Annotated in this window: 27 protein-coding genes and 1 tRNA gene; 11 read left to right on the top strand and 17 right to left on the bottom strand. The window is 73.1% G+C overall.

The window, feature by feature from the left end:
• Nucleotides 1–4: 4 nt before the first annotated feature.
• Together fabG and fabI are read left to right on the top strand one after the other, a co-directional pair.
• Nucleotides 5–742, top strand: a complete 738-nt coding sequence (gene fabG, locus FU792_RS08240) for a beta-ketoacyl-ACP reductase (RefSeq protein WP_022924022.1) — start codon at nucleotides 5–7, stop codon at nucleotides 740–742.
• Nucleotides 743–830: 88 nt separating this feature from the next.
• Entirely contained in the window at nucleotides 831–1,586 is a 756-nt protein-coding gene (gene fabI, locus FU792_RS08235) for an enoyl-ACP reductase FabI (RefSeq protein WP_022924021.1), read from the top strand.
• 6 nt (nucleotides 1,587–1,592) lie between these two features.
• On the opposite strand, the gene glgC is transcribed toward fabI, so the two are convergent.
• Complete coding sequence (gene glgC, locus FU792_RS08230; protein WP_022924020.1) at nucleotides 1,593–2,849, bottom strand: glucose-1-phosphate adenylyltransferase; 1,257 nt, start codon at nucleotides 2,847–2,849, stop codon at nucleotides 1,593–1,595.
• Nucleotides 2,850–2,913: 64 nt separating this feature from the next.
• On the opposite strand from glgC, the gene glgA reads away from it, so the two are divergent.
• Both glgA and FU792_RS08220 read left to right on the top strand, forming a co-directional pair.
• Nucleotides 2,914–4,161, top strand: a complete 1,248-nt coding sequence (gene glgA, locus FU792_RS08225) for a glycogen synthase (RefSeq protein WP_022924019.1) — start codon at nucleotides 2,914–2,916, stop codon at nucleotides 4,159–4,161.
• A gap of 50 nt (nucleotides 4,162–4,211) precedes the next feature.
• Complete coding sequence (locus FU792_RS08220; protein ID WP_022924018.1) at nucleotides 4,212–4,598, top strand: four-helix bundle copper-binding protein; 387 nt, start codon at nucleotides 4,212–4,214, stop codon at nucleotides 4,596–4,598.
• 17 nt (nucleotides 4,599–4,615) lie between these two features.
• Here FU792_RS08220 and FU792_RS08215 read toward each other — a convergent pair whose 3' ends face one another.
• A complete protein-coding gene (locus FU792_RS08215) occupies nucleotides 4,616–5,296 on the bottom strand; it encodes a hypothetical protein (protein WP_149814687.1) in 681 nt (226 codons plus the stop codon).
• A 126-nt stretch (nucleotides 5,297–5,422) separates the two neighbouring features.
• Between FU792_RS08215 and FU792_RS08210 the strand changes: the two genes are divergently transcribed.
• From FU792_RS08210 to FU792_RS08200, 3 genes are read left to right on the top strand one after another with little or no spacing between them, the layout of a single operon-like run.
• The gene (locus FU792_RS08210) at nucleotides 5,423–6,256 is read left to right on the top strand and encodes an ABC transporter ATP-binding protein (RefSeq protein WP_022924016.1); all 834 of its coding nucleotides are present in this window, start codon (nucleotides 5,423–5,425) and stop codon (nucleotides 6,254–6,256) included.
• Nucleotides 6,253–7,017, top strand: coding sequence for a sulfite exporter TauE/SafE family protein (locus FU792_RS08205; protein WP_022924015.1), 765 nt, complete (start codon nucleotides 6,253–6,255; stop codon nucleotides 7,015–7,017). The genes FU792_RS08210 and FU792_RS08205 overlap by 4 nt, the downstream gene beginning before the upstream one ends.
• The gene (locus tag FU792_RS08200; RefSeq protein ID WP_237739984.1) at nucleotides 7,014–7,868 is read left to right on the top strand and encodes a TrmH family RNA methyltransferase; all 855 of its coding nucleotides are present in this window, start codon (nucleotides 7,014–7,016) and stop codon (nucleotides 7,866–7,868) included. Before FU792_RS08205 ends, FU792_RS08200 begins: the two co-directional genes overlap by 4 nt.
• On the opposite strand, the gene FU792_RS17150 is transcribed toward FU792_RS08200, so the two are convergent.
• Genes FU792_RS17150 through FU792_RS08185 form a run of 3 tightly spaced genes read right to left on the bottom strand, consistent with a single transcriptional unit; the run spans nucleotide 7,807 to nucleotide 9,272 of the window.
• Entirely contained in the window at nucleotides 7,807–8,166 is a 360-nt protein-coding gene (locus FU792_RS17150) for a hypothetical protein (RefSeq protein ID WP_022924013.1), read from the bottom strand. The two genes, FU792_RS08200 and FU792_RS17150, sit on opposite strands and share 62 nt — an antisense overlap.
• A gap of 27 nt (nucleotides 8,167–8,193) precedes the next feature.
• Entirely contained in the window at nucleotides 8,194–8,745 is a 552-nt protein-coding gene (locus FU792_RS08190) for a YbaK/EbsC family protein (protein ID WP_022924012.1), read from the bottom strand.
• Nucleotides 8,742–9,272, bottom strand: a complete 531-nt coding sequence (locus FU792_RS08185; RefSeq protein WP_022924011.1) for a YbhB/YbcL family Raf kinase inhibitor-like protein — start codon at nucleotides 9,270–9,272, stop codon at nucleotides 8,742–8,744. The genes FU792_RS08190 and FU792_RS08185 overlap by 4 nt, the downstream gene beginning before the upstream one ends.
• Before the next feature lie 77 nt (nucleotides 9,273–9,349).
• On the opposite strand from FU792_RS08185, the gene FU792_RS08180 reads away from it, so the two are divergent.
• Together FU792_RS08180 and FU792_RS08175 are read left to right on the top strand one after the other, a co-directional pair.
• On the top strand, nucleotides 9,350–10,657 hold the full coding sequence (locus FU792_RS08180; protein WP_238705960.1) for a DNA polymerase IV: 1,308 nt from the start codon (nucleotides 9,350–9,352) through the stop codon (nucleotides 10,655–10,657).
• 170 nt (nucleotides 10,658–10,827) lie between these two features.
• A tRNA-Leu gene (locus FU792_RS08175) sits at nucleotides 10,828–10,911 on the top strand.
• Nucleotides 10,912–10,973: 62 nt separating this feature from the next.
• On the opposite strand, the gene FU792_RS08170 is transcribed toward FU792_RS08175, so the two are convergent.
• From FU792_RS08170 to FU792_RS08130, 9 genes are all read right to left on the bottom strand, one after another.
• A complete protein-coding gene (locus FU792_RS08170) occupies nucleotides 10,974–11,441 on the bottom strand; it encodes a VOC family protein (RefSeq protein WP_052327736.1) in 468 nt (155 codons plus the stop codon).
• Between the two features lie 108 nt (nucleotides 11,442–11,549).
• Nucleotides 11,550–12,548: an ABC transporter ATP-binding protein gene (locus FU792_RS08165; RefSeq protein ID WP_022924009.1), complete on the bottom strand. Its 999-nt coding sequence runs from the start codon at nucleotides 12,546–12,548 to the stop codon at nucleotides 11,550–11,552.
• On the bottom strand, nucleotides 12,545–13,219 hold the full coding sequence (locus FU792_RS08160) for an ABC transporter permease (protein WP_238705959.1): 675 nt from the start codon (nucleotides 13,217–13,219) through the stop codon (nucleotides 12,545–12,547). Before FU792_RS08160 ends, FU792_RS08165 begins: the two co-directional genes overlap by 4 nt.
• The gene (locus tag FU792_RS08155) at nucleotides 13,177–14,190 is read right to left on the bottom strand and encodes an ABC transporter permease (RefSeq protein ID WP_238705958.1); all 1,014 of its coding nucleotides are present in this window, start codon (nucleotides 14,188–14,190) and stop codon (nucleotides 13,177–13,179) included. Before FU792_RS08155 ends, FU792_RS08160 begins: the two co-directional genes overlap by 43 nt.
• 60 nt (nucleotides 14,191–14,250) lie before the next feature.
• Nucleotides 14,251–14,850 (bottom strand): pentapeptide repeat-containing protein, encoded by a 600-nt coding sequence (locus FU792_RS08150; protein ID WP_022924006.1) that lies wholly within the window; start codon nucleotides 14,848–14,850, stop codon nucleotides 14,251–14,253.
• On the bottom strand, nucleotides 14,847–15,215 hold the full coding sequence (locus tag FU792_RS08145; RefSeq protein WP_022924005.1) for a hypothetical protein: 369 nt from the start codon (nucleotides 15,213–15,215) through the stop codon (nucleotides 14,847–14,849). The genes FU792_RS08150 and FU792_RS08145 overlap by 4 nt, the downstream gene beginning before the upstream one ends.
• Nucleotides 15,216–15,230: 15 nt before the next feature.
• Entirely contained in the window at nucleotides 15,231–15,968 is a 738-nt protein-coding gene (locus tag FU792_RS08140; RefSeq protein ID WP_022924004.1) for a GntR family transcriptional regulator, read from the bottom strand.
• 38 nt (nucleotides 15,969–16,006) lie between these two features.
• Nucleotides 16,007–16,777 (bottom strand): sulfite exporter TauE/SafE family protein, encoded by a 771-nt coding sequence (locus FU792_RS08135; protein ID WP_202804723.1) that lies wholly within the window; start codon nucleotides 16,775–16,777, stop codon nucleotides 16,007–16,009.
• A complete protein-coding gene (locus FU792_RS08130; protein WP_022924002.1) occupies nucleotides 16,774–17,358 on the bottom strand; it encodes a rhodanese-like domain-containing protein in 585 nt (194 codons plus the stop codon). Before FU792_RS08130 ends, FU792_RS08135 begins: the two co-directional genes overlap by 4 nt.
• Before the next feature lie 112 nt (nucleotides 17,359–17,470).
• On the opposite strand from FU792_RS08130, the gene FU792_RS08125 reads away from it, so the two are divergent.
• Together FU792_RS08125 and FU792_RS08120 are read left to right on the top strand one after the other, a co-directional pair.
• Nucleotides 17,471–18,826, top strand: coding sequence for an MBL fold metallo-hydrolase (locus FU792_RS08125; protein ID WP_022924001.1), 1,356 nt, complete (start codon nucleotides 17,471–17,473; stop codon nucleotides 18,824–18,826).
• A 36-nt stretch (nucleotides 18,827–18,862) separates the two neighbouring features.
• A complete protein-coding gene (locus FU792_RS08120) occupies nucleotides 18,863–19,474 on the top strand; it encodes a nucleotidyltransferase family protein (protein WP_022924000.1) in 612 nt (203 codons plus the stop codon).
• A gap of 106 nt (nucleotides 19,475–19,580) precedes the next feature.
• On the opposite strand, the gene FU792_RS08115 is transcribed toward FU792_RS08120, so the two are convergent.
• From FU792_RS08115 to FU792_RS08105, 3 genes are all read right to left on the bottom strand, one after another.
• Nucleotides 19,581–19,901 carry a hypothetical protein gene (locus FU792_RS08115; protein WP_237739983.1) on the bottom strand — a complete coding sequence of 107 codons (321 nt, stop codon included), beginning with the start codon at nucleotides 19,899–19,901 and terminating at the stop codon, nucleotides 19,581–19,583.
• A 128-nt stretch (nucleotides 19,902–20,029) separates the two neighbouring features.
• Nucleotides 20,030–20,377: a GntR family transcriptional regulator gene (locus FU792_RS08110; RefSeq protein ID WP_022923998.1), complete on the bottom strand. Its 348-nt coding sequence runs from the start codon at nucleotides 20,375–20,377 to the stop codon at nucleotides 20,030–20,032.
• Nucleotides 20,371–21,189 (bottom strand): hypothetical protein, encoded by an 819-nt coding sequence (locus tag FU792_RS08105; protein WP_022923997.1) that lies wholly within the window; start codon nucleotides 21,187–21,189, stop codon nucleotides 20,371–20,373. The genes FU792_RS08110 and FU792_RS08105 overlap by 7 nt, the downstream gene beginning before the upstream one ends.
• Between the last annotated feature and the right edge of the window lie 67 nt (nucleotides 21,190–21,256).

Genomic DNA, 21,256 nt, shown 5'->3' with positions numbered 1-21,256 from the left:
CTCCGTGACGAATCACAGCGACACCCCCGACACCACCCGGTCAGCCGTGCTCGTGACCGGCGGCAACCGCGGCATCGGCCTGGCCATCGCCCGGGCCTTCGCCGACGCCGGCGACGACGTCGTCATCACCCACCGCAGCGGTGAGCCGCCCGAGGGGCTGCGGGGCGTGCGCTGCGACGTCACCGACTCCGCGAGCGTCGACGAGGCCTTCAGCGAGGCCGAGGAGCTGCTCGGGCGGCCGGTGGACGTGCTCGTGGCCAACGCCGGCATCACCAAGGACACCCTGCTCATGCGGATGAGCGACGAGGAGTTCGACGCGGTGATCGACACCAACCTCGCCGGGGCCTTCCGGTGCGCCCGACGCGCCTCCACGGGCATGATCCGCGCGCGGGCGGGCCGCATCATCCTCATCTCCTCGGTCGTCGGCCTCTACGGCTCGCCCGGGCAGACCAACTACGCCGCGTCCAAGTCCGCCCTCGTCGGGCTGGCCCGTTCCATCACCCGCGAGCTGGGCGGTCGCGGCATCACCGCCAACGTCGTCGCCCCGGGCTTCATCGAGACCGAGATGACCGAGCAGCTCCCCGAGGACCGGCGCAAGACCTACCTGGCGGGCATACCCTCCGGGCGCTTCGCCACGCCGCAGGAGGTCGCCGGCGTGGTGCGCTTCCTCGCCGGACCGGACGCGGCCTACATCTCCGGCGCCGTCATCCCGGTCGACGGCGGGCTGGGCATGGGGCACTGAGGCGAGGGTCCGTGGCCGGGCGTGATCGTGGGCCGGGCCGCAGCGCGTCGCGACTGCCGCCGCGTCAGGACGGACTAGAGTTCCCCTCATGCTCCTCGAGGGAAAGAAGCTCCTGATCACCGGTGTCCTCATGGACACCTCCATCGCCTTCCACGTGGCCCGGCTGGCCCAGGAGCAGGGTGCCGAGGTGGTGCTGACCTCCTTCGGTCGGACCATGCGGATCACCCAGACCATCGCCCGGCGGCTCCCGCAGCCGGCGCCGGTCGTCGAGCTGGACGTGCAGAACACCGAGCACCTGGACACCCTCGCCGAGCGGGTCGGCGAGCACGTGGACCACCTCGACGGGGTGCTGCACTCGATCGGCTTCGCCCCGCAGGGCGCCTTCGACTTCCTCGGCGCGCAGTGGGAGGACGTGGCGACGGCGATGCAGGTCAGCGCCTACTCGCTCAAGGCTCTCGCGGTGGCCGCGCTGCCGCGGATGAGTGCGGGCGGCAGCGTCGTCGGGCTGACCTTCGACGCGCAGTACGCCTGGCCCGTCTACGACTGGATGGGAGTCTCCAAGGCGGCCTTCGAGGCGACGAGCCGGTACCTCGCCCGCGACCTCGGACCGAAAGGCATCCGCTCCAACCTCGTGTCGGCCGGACCGATCTCGACCACGGCGGCCAAGTCGATCCCGGAGTTCGACCAGTTCGCGAGGTGGAGCGAGCACTCGCCGCTCGGGTGGGACGTCAAGGACCCGGTGCCCGCGGCGCAGGCGTGCGTGGCGCTGCTGTCCGACTGGTTCCCGGCGACCACCGGCGAGATCGTGCACGTCGACGGCGGCTTCCACGCCACCGGTTTCTGAGGCGGGCTACCCGGGGACGACGGTCCCCTTGCCGACGACCACGAGCCCGGAGTCGGTGACCGTGAAGCCGCGCTCCCGGTCGTGGTCGTGGTCGACACCGATGTGCACCCCGGCGGGCACCTGAACACCCTTGTCGATGATCGCGCGGTGGATCTGGCAGGAGCGGCCGATCCCGACCTTGTCCATGAGCACCGAGCCGGTGACGTGGCTGAAGCTGTGGGCCATGACGCCGGGCGAGAGCACCGAGTCGGTGACCGTGGCCCCGGAGATCACGCACCCGGGGGAGACCGCGGAGTTTAGCGCGTGCCCGACCCGGTCGCCGGACCCGTGCACGAACTTCGCCGGCGGCTGCGGGCCGTAGTTGGTGTAGATCGGCCAGGCGTCGTTGTAGAGGTTGAAGACGGGGTGCACGGACACGAGGTCCATGTGCGCGTCGTAGTAGGAGTCGATGGTGCCGACGTCGCGCCAGTAACCGCGGTCCCGGTCGGTGGCCCCGGCGATCTCGTTGTCCTTGAAGTCGTAGACCCAGGCGTCGCCCTTCTTGACGAAGGCCGGGACGATGTCGCCGCCCATGTCGTGCTTGGAGTCCTCGTTCAGCGCGTCCACCCGCACGGCCGCCTCCAACGCCTCGGCGGTGAAGACGTAGTTGCCCATGGAGGCCAGCACCTCGTCGGGGGCGTCCGGCAGCCCCTGCGGGTCGGTCGGCTTCTCGAGGAACTCGCGGATCTGCCTCGGGTCCTCCGGCTTGACGTCGATGACCCCGAACTGGTCGGCCAGCCCGATCGGCTGCCGGATCGCCGCCACCGTGCACGCCGCACCGGTCTCCACGTGCTGCTCCACCATCTGGGCGAAGTCCATGCGGTAGACGTGGTCCGCCCCGACGACGACGACGATGTCGGGACGCTCGTCGTGCACGAGGTTGAGGCTCTGGTAGATCGCGTCCGCCGACCCGGCGAACCAGCTCTTGCCGAGCCGCTGCTGCGCGGGCACCGGCGCCACGTAGTTGCCCAGCAGGGTCGACATCCGCCACGTCTTGGTGACGTGCGCGTCCAGGCTGTGCGACTTGTACTGCGTCAGCACGACCACCTTGAGGTACCCGGAGTTGACGATGTTGGACAGGGCGAAGTCGATGAGCCGGTAGATCCCCCCGAACGGGACCGCCGGCTTGGCCCGGTCGGCGGTGAGCGGCATGAGCCGCTTGCCCTCCCCCCCGGCCAGGACGATCGCGAGAACCTTCAGCCGTGTGCCTCGTTGCGCTGCCATGGCACCAACCTAGACGCACCGTCAACCTGTGGCGAGGGGAGGGAGCAGCGGATACGTTGGGAGCGTGCGCATCGACATCCTGACCCGCGAGTACCCACCCAACGTCTACGGCGGCGCCGGCGTGCACGTCGCGGAGCTGACCCGCGCGCTGCGGGCCCTGAACGGGGTGGAGGTGCAGGTCAGAGCGTTCGACGAGCCGGCCGACGAGCCCGGCACCACGGGGTATGCCGTGCCCGAGGACCTCGCCGACGCCAACGGGGCGCTGCGCACCCTCGGGGTCGACCTCCTCATGGCCCGCGACGTCGCGGACGGGGGAGCCGACCTGGTCCACAGCCACACGTGGTACGCCAACATGGGTGGTCACCTCGGTGCTGCGCTCGCGGAGGTCCCGCACGTCGTCAGCGCGCACAGCCTGGAGCCGCTGCGCCCCTGGAAGGCCGAGCAGCTCGGCGGGGGGTATGCCGTCTCCTCCATGGCGGAGAAGGTCTCCTACGAGGGTGCCGCCGGGATCATCGCCGTCTCCGCAGGGATGCGTCGGGACATCCTGGCCGCCTACCCGGACGTGGACCCGGCCACGGTGCACGTCGTGCACAACGGCATCGACGCCGAGCTGTGGCAGCGGGACACCAGCGAGCAGGCCGCGGACTTCGTGCGCTCGCAGGGGATCGACCCGGAGGCCCGGAGCGTGGTCTTCCTGGGCCGGATCACCCGGCAGAAGGGTCTGCCCTTCCTGCTCAAGGCCCTGCGGGCGCTCGACGACGACGTCCAGGTGGTCTTGCTCGCGGGCGCGCCCGACACCGAGGAGATCAAGGCCGAGGTGATCGAGCTCGTGGACCAGCTGCGCGACGAGCGCGGCGAGGGCGCGGCCCCGGTGGTGTGGATCGACGACATGCTGCCCCGGCACAAGGTCATCGCCGTGCTGTCGCACGCGACCGTCTTCGTCTGTCCCTCGGTCTACGAGCCGCTCGGCATCGTCAACCTCGAGGCGATGGCCTGCGGCGCCTCGGTCGTGGCGACCGCGACCGGCGGCATACCGGAGGTCGTGCTGGACGGTGAGACCGGCTGGCTGGTGCCGATCGAGCAGGTCCAGGACGGCACCGGCACCCCGGTCGACGAGGAGGCTTTCGTCGCCGACCTGGGGCGCGCCCTGGTGCAGGCGTGCTCGGACCCGCAGGAGGCGCAACGGCGCGGCGAGGCCGGTCGGGCCAGGGCGGTCGAGCAGTTCTCCTGGACGACCGTGGCGCAGCGGACGGTCGAGGTCTACCGGGCGGTCCTGGAGGGTCGCTCTCCCGACCTGCCCGAGCTCGGCTGAGGATCCCGCTTCGGCGCGCGGAGGGCCAGGCCCGGGCATACCGTCGGGGCATGAGCGACATCCTGAGCAGCCACCCCTCGCGGGACACCTTCGACCAGCCGCAGCTGCGGGCCGCGATCGACGCGGCGTCGGCGTGCGCCTCGACCTGCGCCACGTGCGCCGACGCGTGCCTGCACGGCGACGACCCGGGCGGCATGGCGCGCTGCATCGACCTGTGCAACCAGTGCGCCTCGATCTGCCGGGCCGCCGCCGACGTCATGTCCCGGCCGGGCCCCAACGGTGACAGCTGGGAGGAGGTCGTGCGGGCCTGCATCGCGGTCTGCCGCGAGTGCGCCGACGAGTGCGGCAGCCACGACATGGACCACTGCGCGGCGTGCGCCCAGGCCTGCCGAGACTGCGCGGACGCCTGCGAGACGCTGCTCGCCGTTGCCGACTGAGCCCGGGCCCCGCCGGCTCAGCGCCAACCGGCGAGGTGCAGCACCGCGGTGTTGGTCGCGTCGGCGAGCGAGGTCGCGGCCTGCGCGTGCAGCCGGCGGAGGGTCTGCCCCCGTGCGCTGGTGGTCGCGAGGTCGACCGACTCCAGGTCGGGGTCCAGGCCGGCCTCGGTGAGCCGCAGGACGGTCGCCGCCAGCCCGATGAGCCGTTCCGCACGACCCGGCAGGCCGGGGGGTAGGCCCCAACGGTCGGCGTCGGCGAGGGCCCGGAGACGGTCCAGGGCGCGGTCGGCGGCCGCACCGAAGGGCGCACCACCGGTGGCGGCGAGGGTCTGCGTGTGCGCGGCGAGCTCGGTGCGCAGCGACAGTTCGAGCTGGCCGAGGTCCAGCGCCTCGACCCGGTGCGTCGGGTAGGGGTCGGCCCCGTGCAGCTCGAAGCGGACCGCCCAGCCCTGGTCGCCCTCCGGGCCGAACCGCTCGAAGTCGGGCACGAGCGCGCCCCCGAGGCCGGGGATGAAGACGCACTCCCGGGCGGCGCTGGCCGCGGCGTGCAGGTCGCCGGTGGCGGACGGCATACCCGAGAGGTCCCCGGGCCGGGGCAGGGCGACGAGGACGGCGCGCTCGCCGAGGCTCTGCCACATCGCCAGCGGCTCAGCCAGACCCTCGACGTGGTCCAGGTCCGGCAGCGCTCGAGGAGCCACGCCGGAGACGTCGATCCGGCCCGTAGGCGGCGGTCGCCCACAGGGCGACGCGCACGCTGGCCGGGAGCTCGTGGTCGGGCATGGGGGCGATGGTAGGTGCCGGTGCGCCGACTAGAGTAGGCGGCCATGAGCGACGTCCTCGAATTCGCCGGCGTGGGTGTCCGCCGTGGGACCACGGACCTGCTGAGCGAGGTCGACTGGTCGGTCGAGGAGGGGGAGCGGTGGGTCGTCATCGGACCCAACGGGGCCGGCAAGACGACCCTGCTGCAGCTGGCCTCCGGCCGGATGCACCCGACAACCGGTGTCGCGGGCGTCCTCGGTGAGGTGCTCGGTGCGGTCGACGTCTTCGAGCTGCGGCCCCGGATCGGGGTGTCGAGCGCGGCGGTGGCCGACCGGATCCCGGCCGAGGAGCGGGTGAGCGACGTCGTGGTCACCGCCGCCTACGGGGTGGTCGGCCGGTGGCGCGAGCAGTACGACGAGACCGACGACCAGCGCGCGGGTGAGCTGCTCGACGCGCTCGGGGTCGCGCACCTCGCGACGCGGCGCTTCGGCACCCTCTCCGAGGGGGAGCGGAAGCGGGTGCAGATCGCCCGGGCGCTCATGACCGACCCCGAGCTCATGCTCCTCGACGAGCCCGCCGCCGGCCTGGACCTGCGCGGCCGGGAGGATCTCGTCGGGCGGCTCAGCGTGCTCGCGCAGGACCTCGACGCGCCGGCGCTGGTGCTCGTCACGCACCACGTCGAGGAGATCCCGCCCGGCTTCACCGACATCCTCATGCTGCGCGAGGGGCGGGTCGTGGCGGCCGGCCCCATCGAGCTCACCCTCACCGCGGAGAACCTCTCGGAGACCTTCGGGCTGCCGCTGGTGGTGGACCGGCACGGGGACCGCTGGGCGGCGCGCGCCGCCGCACCGGCCGGGGAACCTGCGTCGGACGTCGCAGACCGCGACGGGCAGCGGTGAGCGTCCTCGAGGTCGCGGCGATCATCCTCGCCGGCCTCGCGGCCGGGACCATCAACACCATCGTCGGGTCCGGCACGCTCGTGACCTTCCCCACCCTGCTGCTCTTCGGCTACCCGCCCGTGACCGCCAACGTGTCGAACTCGCTCGGGCTCGTCCCCGGCGGGCTCACCGGGACATGGGGCTACCGACACGAGCTGCGGAGCCTGGGGCACATGCTGCGTCGGCTCGGGCCCGCGAGCCTGCTGGGCTCGGTCATCGGCGCGCTGCTGCTCCTTTGGCTCCCCCCGGCCGCCTTCGAGGCGATCGTGCCGGCGCTCATCCTGCTAGCCCTGCTCCTCGTGGTCTTCGGCCCACGGCTGCAGCGGTGGGCCGCCCGGCAGCACGCCGACCGGATCACCCCGGGGCGCTGGGTCGCCCTGCTGCTGGGGATCCTGCTCGCCGGGGTCTACGGCGGCTACTTCGGCGCGGCGCAGGGTGTCCTACTCCTGGGCATCATGAGCATCCTGCTGCCGCTGGGGCTGCAGCAGATCAACGGGATCAAGAACGTCCTCGCCACGATCGCCAACCTCGTCGCCGCGCTGGTCTTCCTCGTCGTCGCACCCGAGCTCGTCGACTGGGTGGTGGTGCTGCTCATCAGCATCGGCTCGCTGCTGGGCGGGGTCGTCGGCGCCCGGGTCGGTCGCCGGATGCCGCCCGCGCTGCTGCGGGCGGTCATCGTCGTCATCGGCTCCGTCGCGATCGTCAACCTGCTGGTGACGTGAGCGGCGTGACGGATGAGCGCCCCGTCCCCGAGGGCGTCACCTGGATCGACGAGCCGCGCGACCCGCGGGTGCGGGACTACTTCCAGCTCACCGATGTCGCGCTGCGGCGGGTGCTCGAACCCGCCGAGGGTCTCTACCTCGCCGAGTCCGAGAAGGTCATCCGGCGCGCCCTCGCCGCCGGCCACCTTATGCGCTCGCTGCTGCTCACCCCTCGCTGGGCCGCCGACCTGACCGAGCTGGTGCAGCCGGCGCTCGCGGCGGGCATACCGGTCCACGTCGGGACCGCCTCGGTGATCGAGGAGATGACCGGCTTCCACCTGCACCGAGGCGCGATCGCCGCCATGCACCGGCCCGAGCTCCCGGAGATCTCCGACGTGGTGCACGACGCACAGCGGGTCGCGGTCCTGGAGGACGTCGTGGACCACACCAACGTCGGCGCGGCCTTCCGCTCCGCGGCGGCGCTCGGGGTGGACGCGGTGCTGGTGACCCCGCGCTGCGCCGACCCGCTCTACCGGCGCGCGGTGCGGGTGTCGATGGGCACCGTCTTCCAGGTGCCGTGGACCCGGATCGATCCCTGGCCCGGGGGAGTGGCCACGCTGCGCGAGCTCGGCTTCACCGTCGCCGCCCTGGCGCTCGCCGACGACGCGGTGAGCCTGGACGAGCTCGAGGCGGACCCGCCCGACCGCCTCGCCCTCGTGCTCGGCACGGAGGGCGACGGCCTGTCGCCGCGGACGGTGGAGAGCGCGGACCTGACCGTGCGCATCCCCATGGGTGGCGGGGTCGACAGCCTCAACGTGGCGGCCGCCTCCGCCGTGGCCTTCTGGGCGGTGCGGGACCGGGGGAGGTCATGAGCCGGCTGCTGGGCAGCTTCGCCGAGGGCGGGGAGGAGTACGAGCGGCTGCGCAGCGTCAGCGTGAGGCCCATCCCGAACATGATGAGGCCGAGCAGCGGCGTGATGAGGCCCGCGCCGCCGGAGACCGGGCCGGCGACGGCATACCCGATGACCCCGGCGAGCAGGACCAGCAGCGGGAACAGGGTGACCGCGCGGTAGGCGCTGCGGTCCTCCGTCGTGGTGGCGGTGGTGGGCTGCGACAGGGTGCTCAGCCCCTCACCACGACGGAGCGTCCCGTGGGAGTCGTGACCGTTCACGACTTCCACGGGACGCAGGTGTCGCTCTCAGACGGCGAGCCCGTCGACGACCCGGGCGCCGGGCAGATGGGCCGCGATCGCACCGGGCAGGCGCAGCTTGCTGCGTCGCACACCCGACCCGATGACGATCTGGTCCCGGTCCAGCACGCGGGCGTCGACCAGCACCGGCCAGTCGTGCGGCAGCCCGACCGGGGTGATGCCGCCGTACTCCATCCCGGTGCGCTCGACCGCGTCGTCCATGCCCATGAACGAGCACTTGCGCACGTCGAGCGTCTTGCGGATGGTCGTGTTGACGTCGGCACGGGTATGCCCGAGCACCAGGGCGGCGCACACGCGCTCCTGCCCCGCGCGCGATCCGGCGATCACGATGCAGTTGGCCATGTCCTCCATCGCCCACCCGGTCGCCTCGACCAGCACGGCGGTGTCGGCCTGGTCCGGGTCGATCTCGGCCACCTCGATACCGCCGACGTCGACGCCCGCTGCCTCGGTCCCCTCTTGGCGGAGGCCCTCCAGCGCCAGCCGCACCGGCTCTGCCAGCAGGTCCGGGCGGTCCGGGGCGGGCGCCCAGGCGAGGGTCACAGCTGGTAGGTGCCGGTGATCGAGCCCCGGGCCAGCACGTTGCCGAGCGTCATGAACTGCGCCTTGGCGATCGAGCTGGAGGCGTCGAGCCCGGTGTCGTCGGTGTCCAGGGCCCACACGGTGAAGACGTAGCGGTGCGGCACGTCACCCTCGGGCGGGGCGCAGCCGCCCCAGTCCTTGGTGCCGAAGTCGTTGGCCAGCGTGTAGGCGCCCTCACCGTGCTGGTTGCCGTACTCACCCGCCCCGGAGGCGAGGCTGGTGACGTCGGCGGGCATACCCAGGATCGCCCAGTGCGAGAAGCCGCCCACGACGGGCGCATCCGGGTCGTGGCAGACCAGCAGGTAGGACTTCGTGCCCTCGGGCGCGCCGGACCAGGACAGCTGTGGCGAGGTGTTGCCGTGTCCGTAGCCGGCGTCGTCCGGCAGCGCCTCGCCGTCGGCGAAGTCCTCGCTGGTCACCTCCAGCGAGGCCGGCGCGGCCGGGAGGATGTCGACGGGGTGAGGGGGAGCGGTGCGGTCGAGGTCCATGGGCCGAACCTAACCCGCGTGCCCCCGGCCACGCACGTCGTCCTGGCCCGTCGGTGCGCCATGACACAGTGGACGGTATGCCGCAGGACGCGCGTCAGTGCATCATGCACCTCGACCTCGATGCCTTCTTCGCGGCGGTGGAGCAGCGCGACAAGCCCTCGCTGCGGGGGCGACCGGTCATCGTCGGCGGGCTGGGCGGCCGCGGCGTCGTCGCGACCGCGTCCTACGAGGCCCGGCGGTACGGCGCCCGCTCGGCGATGCCCACCATCGAGGCGCGGCGGCGCTGTCCCGCCGGGACGGCCTTCCTGGCGGGGCGGTTCGCCGCCTACCGCACCACCTCCGAGGTGGTGATGGCGATGTTGCGCGAGCGCTCGCCGCTGGTCGAGCAGGTGTCCGTGGACGAGGCCTACGTCGACCTGACCCCGCCCGGCGGGCCGCTCGGCTGGGACGACGACGTCGAGGCGTGGTGCCGGGAGCTGCTGGAGGGCATCGTGGAGGCGACCGGTGGGCTGACCGCCTCGGTCGGGCTGGCGACCACCAAGATGATGGCCAAGCTCGCCAGCGAGATGGACAAGCCCGCGGGGGTGACGGTGGTGCGCCCCGGGGAGGAGCTGGAGGTGCTGCACGCGCTGTCGGTCCGGGCCATCCCGGGGATCGGGCCGGCGACGGCCTCGCGGCTGCACGGGTTCGGGGTCGACACGGTGGCCGACCTGGCGCGCATGTCCGAACCGGACCTGGTCTCGATCTTCGGCACCGCGCACGGTGGCGCCCTGCACCGGCTCGCCCGCGGCGAGGACGACCGCAGGGTCGTGGTGGAGCGGGAGGCGAAGTCGATCTCGGTCGAGGGGACCTTCGAGCACGACGTGTCCGACCGGTCCGCCCTCGAGTCGGAGCTGGCCCGGATGTCGCGGGGGTTGGCGGGCCGGCTGGAGCGGACCGGCGTCTTCGCCCGCACCATCACCGTCAAGGCCCGGCAGCACGACTTCACGACGCAGACGCGGTCCGGCACGCTGCCCTTCGCCACCGGCGACGCCGGCGTGATCGAGCGCGAGGGTCGGCGGTTGCTGCGCTCGGTCGATGTGACGTCGGGGCTGCGGCTGCTCGGGCTCGGCGTCGCCGGGCTCACCGCCCACGCGCAGGAGGAGCTGTCGCTGGAGACGGCATACCCCGAGCTGGGGGAGGTCGCCCTCCCGGACGCGGTGGGTGCGCTGGAGGACGCCTCCGACGCGCGCGACGTCGTGGCGCAGGGAGGCGACGCCGCGGACGAGGAGGAGCCGCCGCGGGCCGTTGCCGGCCGGATGCTGCCGGGGGGCGGACCGGCCAGGACGTGCGGCACGACGAGCACGGAACCGGCTGGGTGTGGGGGAGCGGCCGGGGTGTCGTGACGGTCCGCTTCGAGGGTCCGCGCACCGCGCCGGGCCCGGTGCGCAGCTTCCGCGAGGACGACCCCGCGCTGCACCAGGCCGACCCACCGGAGTGGCGCGATCCACCCCCGTGACCGTGCTAGTCTTGACGGTCGTTGCGCACCTCCCACGGGTGCCGCAGCGACACCCTTGTCCGGGTGGCGGAATGGCAGACGCGCTAGCTTGAGGTGCTAGTGCCCTTAACGGGCGTGGGGGTTCAAGTCCCCCTCCGGACACTGTGTCCTGTCTCAGGACAGGGAAACCCCCGGGCCCTCGGTCCGGGGGTTTTTCCGTGGGTTCAGGGGGCCGTCTGCACCAATCTGACCAGGTTGCCGTCGGGGTCATCGGGGAAGGCGAACCCCGCCACCGGCGCGCCCTCCTGCGCGCGGACCTCCACACCCCGGTCTGACAACGCAGCGACCGTCGGCCCCAGGTCGGTGACCTGGAGCGTCACCAGGCCGCCGCCGCTGTGTCGCTCGTCGACGGTGACCTGCAGGGCACCGCCGCCGACGTGCCACTCCGCCAGACCGGGCATCAGCGAGGCGTCCGGCTCCCGGCCGAGGACGGCGCGGTAGAACTCCAGCACGATGACGGCGTTGCCCTCGGAGTCGTCGAAGGTGAACATCGGCGGCATTCCCTCCAGCCGCAGGACCTTCTCGTGCGAACGCACCCCCGCCTCCTGCAGCTGACGGTGGGCACGGTCCGCGTCGTCGGTCCAGTGCCGCACGCCCATCGGCAGGCCGCTCTCCCGGGTGATGAGCGCCACGGGCACCGACCCGCACCGGCGGTCGAAGTCATCGAGGCCCGCCGTCCAGGCGCTGACCGCCGAGGAGCAGGGGTCGGACCCCTGCGGGCGGCGGAGGGGCGATCTCGCTCAGCGCCGGGAGGCGTAGATGCGGCGCACGACGTCCTCGATCTCGGGCTCCTCGATCGCCAGGTCGCGCACCTCGCCACGCTGCGAGACCGCCGCGAGGACGGCCGCAGCCGTGGTCCGCTCGGGGTCGAAGGCGAGGCGCTGCTGCAGCCCGTGCCCCTCGCTGGACAGGTGCTCGGTCAACGGTATGCCCGTGAGCGGCTCGGCAGGCCGCGCCAGGTCCACGACGAGCACCCGGCGGGCGCCGACGGTGCGCGACAGCCCGGAGAGCGTGCCGTCGTAGGCGAGCCGGCCGTCGTCGATGACCAGGACCCGCGGGCACAGGCGCTCGACGTCGCCCATGTCGTGCGTGGTGAGCAGCAGCGTCGTGCCGTGCTCGCGGCGCTCCTCGATGAGGAACTCGCGCAGCCGCTGCTTGGAGAGCACGTCGAGCCCGATCGTCGGCTCGTCGAGGACGACGAGCCGAGGGGAGTGCAGCAGCGCCGCGGCGACCTCGGCGCGCATGCGCTGCCCGAGCGAGAGCTGCCGGACCGGGGTGTCGAGGTAGCCCCCCATCTCGAGGCGCTCGACCAGCTCGCCGGTGCGCACCCGCTCGGTCGTGGCGTCGAGGTGGTGGATGGCCGCGAGGATGCGGAAGGACTCGGCGACCGGCAGGTCCCACCACAGCTGGGAGCGCTGCCCGAAGACGACCCCGATCTGCCGGGCCAGCGCGCGCCGCTGCCGCACCGGGTCCAGCCCGCAGGTGCGCACCTCGCCCTCGGTCGGCACCAGGATGCCCGCGAGCATCTTGATGGTGGTCGACTTGCCCGCGCCGTTGGCCCCGATGTAGCCCACGGCCTCACCGGGCCGGATCGTGAAGCTCAGGTCGTCCACCGCGCGGACCCGCCGGCCACGGATCCGGTGACCGCGGGAGCGGACCACGAAGTCGCGGGTCAGACCGCTGACCTGCACGACGGCGCCCTCACCCGCCGGACGACCGCCGGTACCGGTCGGATTCATCCGCCCGCCCCCTGGTAGTGCCGCATCCCCAGCCGCCAGCACCCGAGGGCCAGCAGCCAGGTCCAGCCGGCCACGACCGGCGCGAGCCAGGCGATCCAGCCGGGCAGACCGAAGGGCACCGGTAGGTCCAGCAGCGCCAGGGCGGGCAGGTAGCCGGTGAAGACGACTGGGAAGATCAGGCCGAAGACCAGCACCAGCGACCGCGGCCACACCGACGCGGGCTGGCTCGCGGCATACCTCCCGCCGTAGACGAAGGCGTTGGTGGTCTCGGCCCCGTTGACGAGGAAGAACTGGAGGCCCGCCGCGGCGATGAAGATCGCGGCGTAGATCGCGGTCGCCGCCGGGATCGTCAGCACGAGCAGGGTGACCTTCTCCGGGGTCCAGGTCACCCCGCTCACCGCGAGACCGACGACGAGGATGACGCCTCCCCCGAGCACCCGCGCGATCCGGCGCAGGTCGAGATCGCTGGTCATCAGCTGGGCCAGCACCGGCTGCGGACGGAGGTAGAAGACGTCCACCGTCCCGGCGCGCACGTAGGTCGGCATCCGGTCGCAGTGCCCGACGAGCAGGTCCGCGAGGCTGAACGTCATCTCGGCCAGCCCGAAGACCAGCATCACCGAGGCGAGCGTCAACCCACCGATCGCGTCGACCTGACCGAAGAGCACCCACACCTCACCGAACTCGACGAGGGTGATGAGACCGGCGCCGAGCAGGTCCAGCCGGAAGGACGTCGCGTAGGAGCGTTGCGCGCGGACGCGGGAGGCCAGGACCGCCCGGTATGCCGCAGGTCGGCGACGAGTGCTGCCGTGTCAGCCACCTGCACCTCCAGGTGGCGGCGCCCGGCGCGGGTGAGGAGGTGCCCGCCCGCGGCGACCACGCTGATCCACAGGACCTGGACGGCGACTAGGCGCAGCGCGTCCGTGCCGGCGGCATACCCGGACAGGATCTCGACCGGCGTCATGAGCGTCGATGGGAAGGGGGTGATCCGGGCGAGCGTCTCGAGCCAGCCGGGGAAGAGGCCCACCGGGATGTAGAGCCCGCAGCAGAAGCTGGCCACGACCATGTAGGCCACCTGCAGGCCGCGGATCTCGACCAGCCACAGCGCGCTCATGGACAGGGCGTAGACGCACAGGTAGGACAGCGTCATCGCCAGGAGCACGCTGAGCGTCCCGAGGAGGTAGGGCCAGACCCCCCGGGGCAGCGCCATGCCCGTCGTGAGCAGGCCGACGGTCAGGGTGGGCAGGCCGCGCGGGAGCAGCGTGAAGAGCCGGCTCCCGAGAAAGGTGGCCAGGCCGGCGAGCTGCAGGTCGAGCGGGCGCAGGAAGTCCACCGCGATGTCGCCCGACCGGATGCGCTCGGCCAGGACGTCGCGACCGTAGACGTTGACGAGGCCCAGCATCGCCTGGCTGAGCCAGACGTAGGCCAGCATCGTGCCGGTGTCGTAGCCACCGAGGGTGCCGCCCGCGGCGGCGAGGGTCGCGAGCAGGATGGCCGCCTTGAGAAAGCCGAAGGTGGCGTTGGCGACGAGCCCGCCGACGGCCGCGGCGAGGTAGGCGCTCTGCTGCCGGAAACCCGCCACGAGCAGCCGCAGGTAGGCGCGCGCCGGGGCAGGCGCGACCGGAGCAGCAGCCGAGGGGGTCACAACCGCACGACCCTACCGGCGACGCGCCGGTGCCGCACCGGGTCGCGACGCCCGGGCGGGTCAGGCGTCGACGACCGCGCCGAGCGACTCGGCGAGCGCCAGCGCCCCGGCCAGGTCGAGCCTCGCGCCGCGCACGGCGGCGTCGGTGAGGTCGGCACCGACGAGGCTCGCCTCCCGGAGGTCTGCCCCGTCGAGCCGGGCCGCGCGCAGCAGCGCGCCCGATAGGTCGCTCCCGCGCACGGTGGTCTTGCGCAGGTCGGCCTCGGTCAGGTCGGCCTCGGTGAGCCGCAGCCCGCTCAGGTCCTGGTCGCGCAGGTCGGCGCCCCGCAGCGAAACGCCCCACCACGAGCCGCCGGAGACGGTCAGCGGCCGCAGGTCGCAGCCGCCGAAGCTGGACCCGTCCAGCCGGCAGCCCTCGAGCGTGGCGTCGAAGAACGAGGTGTCGGTGAAGGTGCAGGCGACGAAGGCGCTGCCGCGGTGCACCGAGGCGTTGAACCGGCACCGGTCGAAGGTGCAGTCGGTGAAGCGGCACCCGGTCATCACCGCCTCGGTGAGGTCGACCTCCCGGAAGACGCAGTCGCGCCAGGACGCCTCGGCGAGCTCGGCGGCATACCAGTCCTCGTCGAGCACGGTGCCGCCGACGACCTCCTCGCTGCTCACGGCAGCGGCTGGCAGTCGTTGCCGCAGCCGGTCGCGGACGGCGGCGAGCCCTCCCGGGGGCGACGGTGCAGGACCGCGTGGCTCGGCTCGATCCGCAGCTCCTCGCCCACCAGCGCCGCCTCGCCGTCGACGATCAGCGAGTAGCCGCCCGCCTCGGCCGGCGGCAGCAGCAGCGTGACGTGCGGACGGTCGGGGACGGTGCGCGACGCGGTGCGTCCGGGCCGCTCGACGACGAGGACGTCCTCGCGCATGCTCACCAGCACCTCACCCACGTGCGGGCGCTCCTCCCCGGACAGCAGGAGGTATGCCGTGGGGTGCCGCCGGAGCGCGTCCGCGAGTTCGTCGATGTCCACCACGATGCTCATGGGGACATCCTGCCTCTAGCGTCCGACGGTGAAGCCGTCGGCGTCGAAGGAAAGGGTCAGGGCGTAGCGGTCCGCCCGCACCGTGGTCCGTCTGCACTCGACGGGTGACCCCTGCAGGGTCCCGGTGCGCTCGATGACCAGCCCGGCGGCCGGCGGCGGCACGTCGAGCAGCGCCGCGAAATCCTCGTCGAGCACGGCGGCGGCGATCCGCTCGTGGCCGCCGTCGGGGCGGGGGATGCCGTGTCGCTCCAGCTCGCCGTAGAGCGCGGTCCGGGTGAAGTCGGTGCCGACGAGCACCCCCGCGAGCGCCGCCGGCATCCAGACGCAGTCGTGCGCCAGCGGCACGTCGTCGGCGAGGCGCAGCCGCTCCAGCCCGAAGAGCTCGCTCTCCGGCGCCAGCCCCAGCGCGTCCGCGGCCCGTCCCTCGCGTGTGAGACCGGCGGAGAGCACCTGGCTGCGCTGCGTCATCCCGCGCGACTCGACCTCCGCGAACATCGAGTAGAGGGTGCCCAGCGGCTGCTCGATCGTGGTCGCCAGCACCTCGCTGCGCCGTCCGCGCCCGGAGCGGACCAGGCCGGCGGCACGGATCCGGCGCAGTGCCTCGCGGACGGTATGCCGGGAGACGGCATACTCCTCGCGCAGCTCGGCCTCGGCGGGGAACCCGTGGGTGAACTCGCCGGCCTCCAGCCGCCGCAGGAGGTCGGCGTGCAGCTGGGCCCAGAGGGGCTCGGCGCTGGTGCGGTCGAGTCTCACTCCATCCAGGGTAGCCACGGGAGGTTCCAGAGGAGAGGTCACCGTGCCAGGGCCGGGACGACGACCTCCTGGACGATGATGAACGCGGCCATGACCAGGACGAACCACCCGAACATCGTGCGCAGCCGGTCGGGCCTGATGCGGCCGGCGAGCGGGCCGCCGAGCAGGGCGCCGACCACGGCCGCGGCCGTCACCAGACCGGCCGTGGTCCAGTCGATGTGGACCGAGGCGAGGTACCCGCCCAGGCCGGCCGCGGACTTCATCGCGATGACGACGAGCGAGGTCCCCACGGCCACCGGCATCGGCAGGCCGCCCAGGAGTGCCAGCGCCGGCACCACGAGGAAGCCGCCGCCCGCGCCGACCAGGCCGGTGACCAGCCCGACGACCAGACCCTCCAGGACGACCTGGGGGACGGGGAGGTGGTCGTGCACCTTGCGCGGGTCCACCTCGCGGCGTCCGCGCAGCATGGCGAAGGCCGTGGCGAGCATCATGGCCGCGAAGCCGACGAGCAGCCAGTGGCCCGGCACGTAGGCGGCGAGCCGGCCACCGGCATACGCCCCCGCCATCCCCGCCACGCCGAAGACGAGCCCGGTCGGCCACTGGACCCGCCCCGCGCGGGCGTGCGAGACCGCACCCACGGCGCTGGTCACGCCGACGACGAGCAGCGAGGTGGCGATCGCCTCCTTCGTGTTCATCCCGGCGACGTACACGAGCAGCGGCACCATGAGGATCGAGCCGCCGCCGCCGAGCAGGCCGAGGGTGACCCCGACGAGCGCGGCGAGGAGGAGGACGAGGACGAGCACGGTCAGCGTCCGGTCAGCTGGGCGACGAGCTGGGCCGGGTCGGTCCCCTTGACCTGGTTGTAGGGCAGCTTGGAGAGCAGCATCCCCATCGCGCAGGTGTTGCTCAGCGCGGCGAAGGTGAGGCCGGCGCCGATGCCGCCGGCGAGCCACTTGGCGCCCGGCACGACGGTGCTGGTGAGGATGCTGGAGAGGACGATGCCGCCGGCGACGAGCCGGACCTGGCGCTCCAGCTCCCAGCGCTGGGCGCCGCGGACGACCCGCTGGCCCGAGCTCTCCCAGGCGCCCATCCCGCCGCGCAGGACGTGGAGGTTGTCGCTGCCGGCGGCGCTGAGGGTGACGTCGGCCTGCTCGGCCCGCGCGCCGGACCGGCAGACGAGCACGACGTCGGTGTCCAGGTGGCGGGCGATGTCGGCGCGGTGCTCCTTGAGCGTGTCCAGCGGCACGTTGTAGGAGCCCTCGATGTGGGCCGACTCGAACTCGGCGGGGGTGCGGACGTCCAGGACGAGCAGGTCGGCTCCGGCGGCGCGGCGCTCGGCGAGCCACTGGGCGTCGACGGTCGTGCTCGTGCTGGCGGGGGTGTTGCTCACGTTCGCTCCTCGAGTGGTGGGGAAGATGTGCAGGGGTGGTGCTGTTGCACCGGGCAGCAATAGTACGTACATTTAGGTACGCCGCCAAACCGAAGGAGAGAGAGCACCCCTCATGGACGTCACCGTCATCGACACCTCAGCCCTGGGCGACCGGTCCTACCTCGTGCACGACGGCGAGGTGGCCCTGGTCGTGGACCCGCAGCGCGACATCGACCGCGTCACCGCCGCCGCAGCGCAGGCAGGGGTGCGGATCACCCACGTCGCGGAGACGCACATCCACAACGACTACGTCACCGGTGGGCTCGAGCTCGCCCGGGCGACCGGAGCGGCATACCTCGTCAACGCTGCCGACCCGGTGCAGTTCGACCGCACCCCGATCAGCGACGGCGAGAGCGTGGACGTCGGCGGGCTGCAGGTGCAGGCGGTCGCCACGCCCGGTCACACCGAGACCCACCTGTCCTACGTCGTCACGCACGAGGGCGAGCAGGCGGTCTTCTCCGGTGGCAGCCTGCTCTTCGGCTCGGTCGGGCGCACCGACCTCGTCGCGGCGGCCAAGACGACCGAGCTCACGCACGCGCAGTATGCCTCCGTGCGGCGGCTCGTGGGCGAGTCCCAGGACGACGCCGCGCTCTACCCCACCCACGGCTTCGGGTCGTTCTGCTCCAGCGGGCCGGCGACGGGCGCCGAGAGCTCGACGATCGCCGAGCAGCGGGAGCACAACCACGCCCTCACCGACCAGGACGAGGCCCACTTCGTCGAGCAGCTCATCGCCAACCTCACGGCTTACCCGACCTACTACGCGCACATGGGTCCGGCCAACCTCAAGGGCCCGCAGCCGGTCGACCTGGCCGTCCCCGAGCCGCTGGACGCCGAGGAGCTGACCAGGCGCCTGGAGCAGGGGGAGTGGGTCGTCGACCTGCGCGAGCGCGTCGCCTTCGCCGACGGGCACCTCTCGGGCGCGGTGAGCTTCGAGTACGGCGACGGGGCCAGCTTCACCACCTTCCTGGGCTGGGTGCTGCCGTGGAACGACCGCATCACGCTGGCCGGTAGCCGGGAGCAGGTCGAGGCCGCCATCCGCGACCTGTCCCGCATCGGCATCGACTCCCCGGACGCCGCGCTCGGCACCGACCCCGCGCAGCTCGCCCCGGACGCCGCGACGGCGTCCTATCCCCGCGTCGGCTGGGAGCAGCTGCTCCGCGACCGGGCCGACGACGAGGCCGTGCTCGACGTGCGTCGCGAGGACGAGTTCGCCGCCGCGCACCTCGAGGGTGCGGTCAACGTGCCGCTGCACGAGCTGCTCACCCGGATGGACGAGGTGCCGGCCGGCACGGTCTGGGTCCACTGCGGCTCGGGCTACCGCGCCGGGGTGGCCGCCAGCCTCATCCAGCGCGCGGGCGGCTCGCCGGTGCACGTGGACGCGGGCTTCGGCGACGCGCAGGACGCAGGCCTGCCGATCACCCAGGGCTGAGCACCTCACCGCGGTCGGCACGGCACACTGTCGTGCATGCCCGCACCCGCCGCCCGCGTCACCGGTCTGCTTCTCGCCGCCGGGGCCGGACGCCGCTACGGCGGGCCCAAGGCCCTGGCGAGGACCGAGGGTGACACCGAGGCGTGGGTGGTCCGCTCCGCGCGGGTCCTGCTCGACGGGGGCTGCGGGGACGTGCTCGTCGTCACCGGGGCCGAGGCGGGTCGGGTCGAGCGCGTGCTCGGCCACGCCTCCGGTATGCCGCAGGTCGCGACCACCTTCTGCGGCACCTGGGAGCAGGGGATGGGGGAGTCGCTGCGCGCCGGGCTCATGTCCCTCGTCGCGCGGGGTCGCACCGTGCCGCTCGTCGCGGTGGTGCACCTCGTGGACCTGCCCGACGTCGGCGCCGAGGTCGTCGCCCGGCTGCTGGCGCAGGGCGGCACCCGACCCTCCACCCTGGCGCGGGCGGCATACCAGGGCACGCCGGGGCACCCGGTCGCGCTCGGTCAGGAGCACTGGGAGCAGGTGCTCGGGGGAGCGCGCGGCGACGCAGGAGCCCGGACGTATCTGCGTCGCGCCCGGCCGGCTCTCGTCGAGTGCGGCGACCTGGCCGGCGGCCGCGACGTCGACGAGCCGGAGGAGACGACATGAGCGGATGGCTCTGGGACGGGCTCGGATCCGTCTCCGGGTGGCCCACTTCGGTGCACGGTCAGCGCGTCGCCGGGCGCGCCACCGGGCCACTCGGCAGGTTGAGCGCTCAGGGCACGTCGGTGGTGACCGTGCCGCCGCCGTAGCCGAACTGCTGGTCCCGGCCCTCGACCGTCACCTCGCCAACCTCGTCCGGGATGGTCAGGCCGCGCTGGGTCCGGGTGAAGGGCTGCTCACCGGCGTGGTCGTGCGCCAGCTGGTGCTCCCCGAGCACCGTGCCGTCCGGCGCCACGACCCGCCAGCCGTCGGCATACCGCTGCGGCGTGTCGTAGGGCGAGGAGATCGTCACCTCGACGTCGTAGGTGCCGTCGTCGGCAGGGACGAGCTCGGCCTCGATCACGTCCGGGTGCCGCTGCTCGAGGGCCGACATGCCTGCCGTCGAGGCGGCCGCGGCGTCCCCTACCGGTGCAGGTGGGTCCTGACCTCCGGTGCAGCCGCACAGCGCGACGAGAGCCCCGAGGGCGAGTGCCGATCGTGCCGTTGTCGCGGGCACGGGGCTCACCAGCTCCGGCGCAGCAGGCCGATCGCCTGGGAGAGGTCGAGACCGGACTCCCGCGCGGCGCGCACGAAGTCCTCGGCCTCACCCCGGCTGGGCAGGGAGGGGGCGAGCTCGTCCCGCACGAGCGTGCCGCCGCGGCCGCGCGTCTCGATGTGCCCCTCCTCCTCGAGCTGGCGGTAGGCCTTGGCGACGGTGTTGGGCGCGATGCCGAGGTCGCCGGCGAGCTGACGGACCGGGGGCAGCTTCTCGCCGGGCACGAGGTCGCCGGCGCGCACCCCGGCGACCACCTGGTCCACGATCTGCTCGAAGACGGGGGTGGCGAGGTCGGGGTCGATCCGGATCAGCACGCCACCGCCTCCTGCACCGCGGCGGGTATGCCGGTGCGCGCCCACCAGAACGCGAACAGACCGAGCACGGCCAGGGCGGTGACCCACCCCGCGAGCTCCATGGCGATGGCCGCACCAGAACCCTCGAGCAGCGCGACCCACAGCGCCGTGCCGACGCAGCAGACGGAGAGCCAGAGGGACCCGGCGAGGTCGTTGAGGACCCGCGCCCGCAGCCACTCCTGCCAGACCAGGTCGCCCTCGGCTCGAGCGCTGGTGGGGCGGCGCAGCACGGCCTCGGCCATGACGGCCACCATCAGCAGCCAGATCGCCCCCACCAGCAGGGCGGCAGGCACCACCCATGCGGCCCCGCCCGGCACCGAGCCGGCGCGCTGGAGCGACCAGGGCACGCAGACCGCCGACACCACGGCCCAGATGGCGAGGGCGACCAGGTGCGCCCGGCCGAGGTAGTGGCCGAGCCTGCGTGGCGCAGCCTCGGCCACCCGGCGTCCCGGCACGATCCGGCCACCAGACAGATGACCGGCGACGTTGCCGAGGATGGCTCCGGTGACGAAGCCGAAACCCAGCAGCCCGTAGGTCGACGGCTCGGCAGCGGCCTCCAGGGCGAAGAGCGTCAGCAGGGCGCCGAGCCCCGCCCCCGTGGTCATGAAGATCTGCTGCCGGGCCAGTGCTGCCCGCGCGCGCCCGAGCACCGGGTGATCCGGCTCCCATCCGGCGGCGCGCAGGGGCTGCAGCTGGCGCTGCGCGTCTGAGCGGCGCGTCATGTAGCCCACGAGCGGCACTCCCAGGCACATCGCCAGGACGAACCAGAACATGTCCCCATTCCCTTCTGTGTCACTGTTGACTAATACAATAAGCGCCCTGGCGTCCAGCCCGCAACCA

This window comes from Serinicoccus marinus DSM 15273 (assembly GCF_008386315.1).
Lineage (GTDB): Bacteria > Actinomycetota > Actinomycetes > Actinomycetales > Dermatophilaceae > Ornithinicoccus > Ornithinicoccus marinus.
The sequence above is the reverse complement of the archived record's forward strand: the minus strand, read 5'-3'. Positions and strand labels throughout refer to the sequence as shown.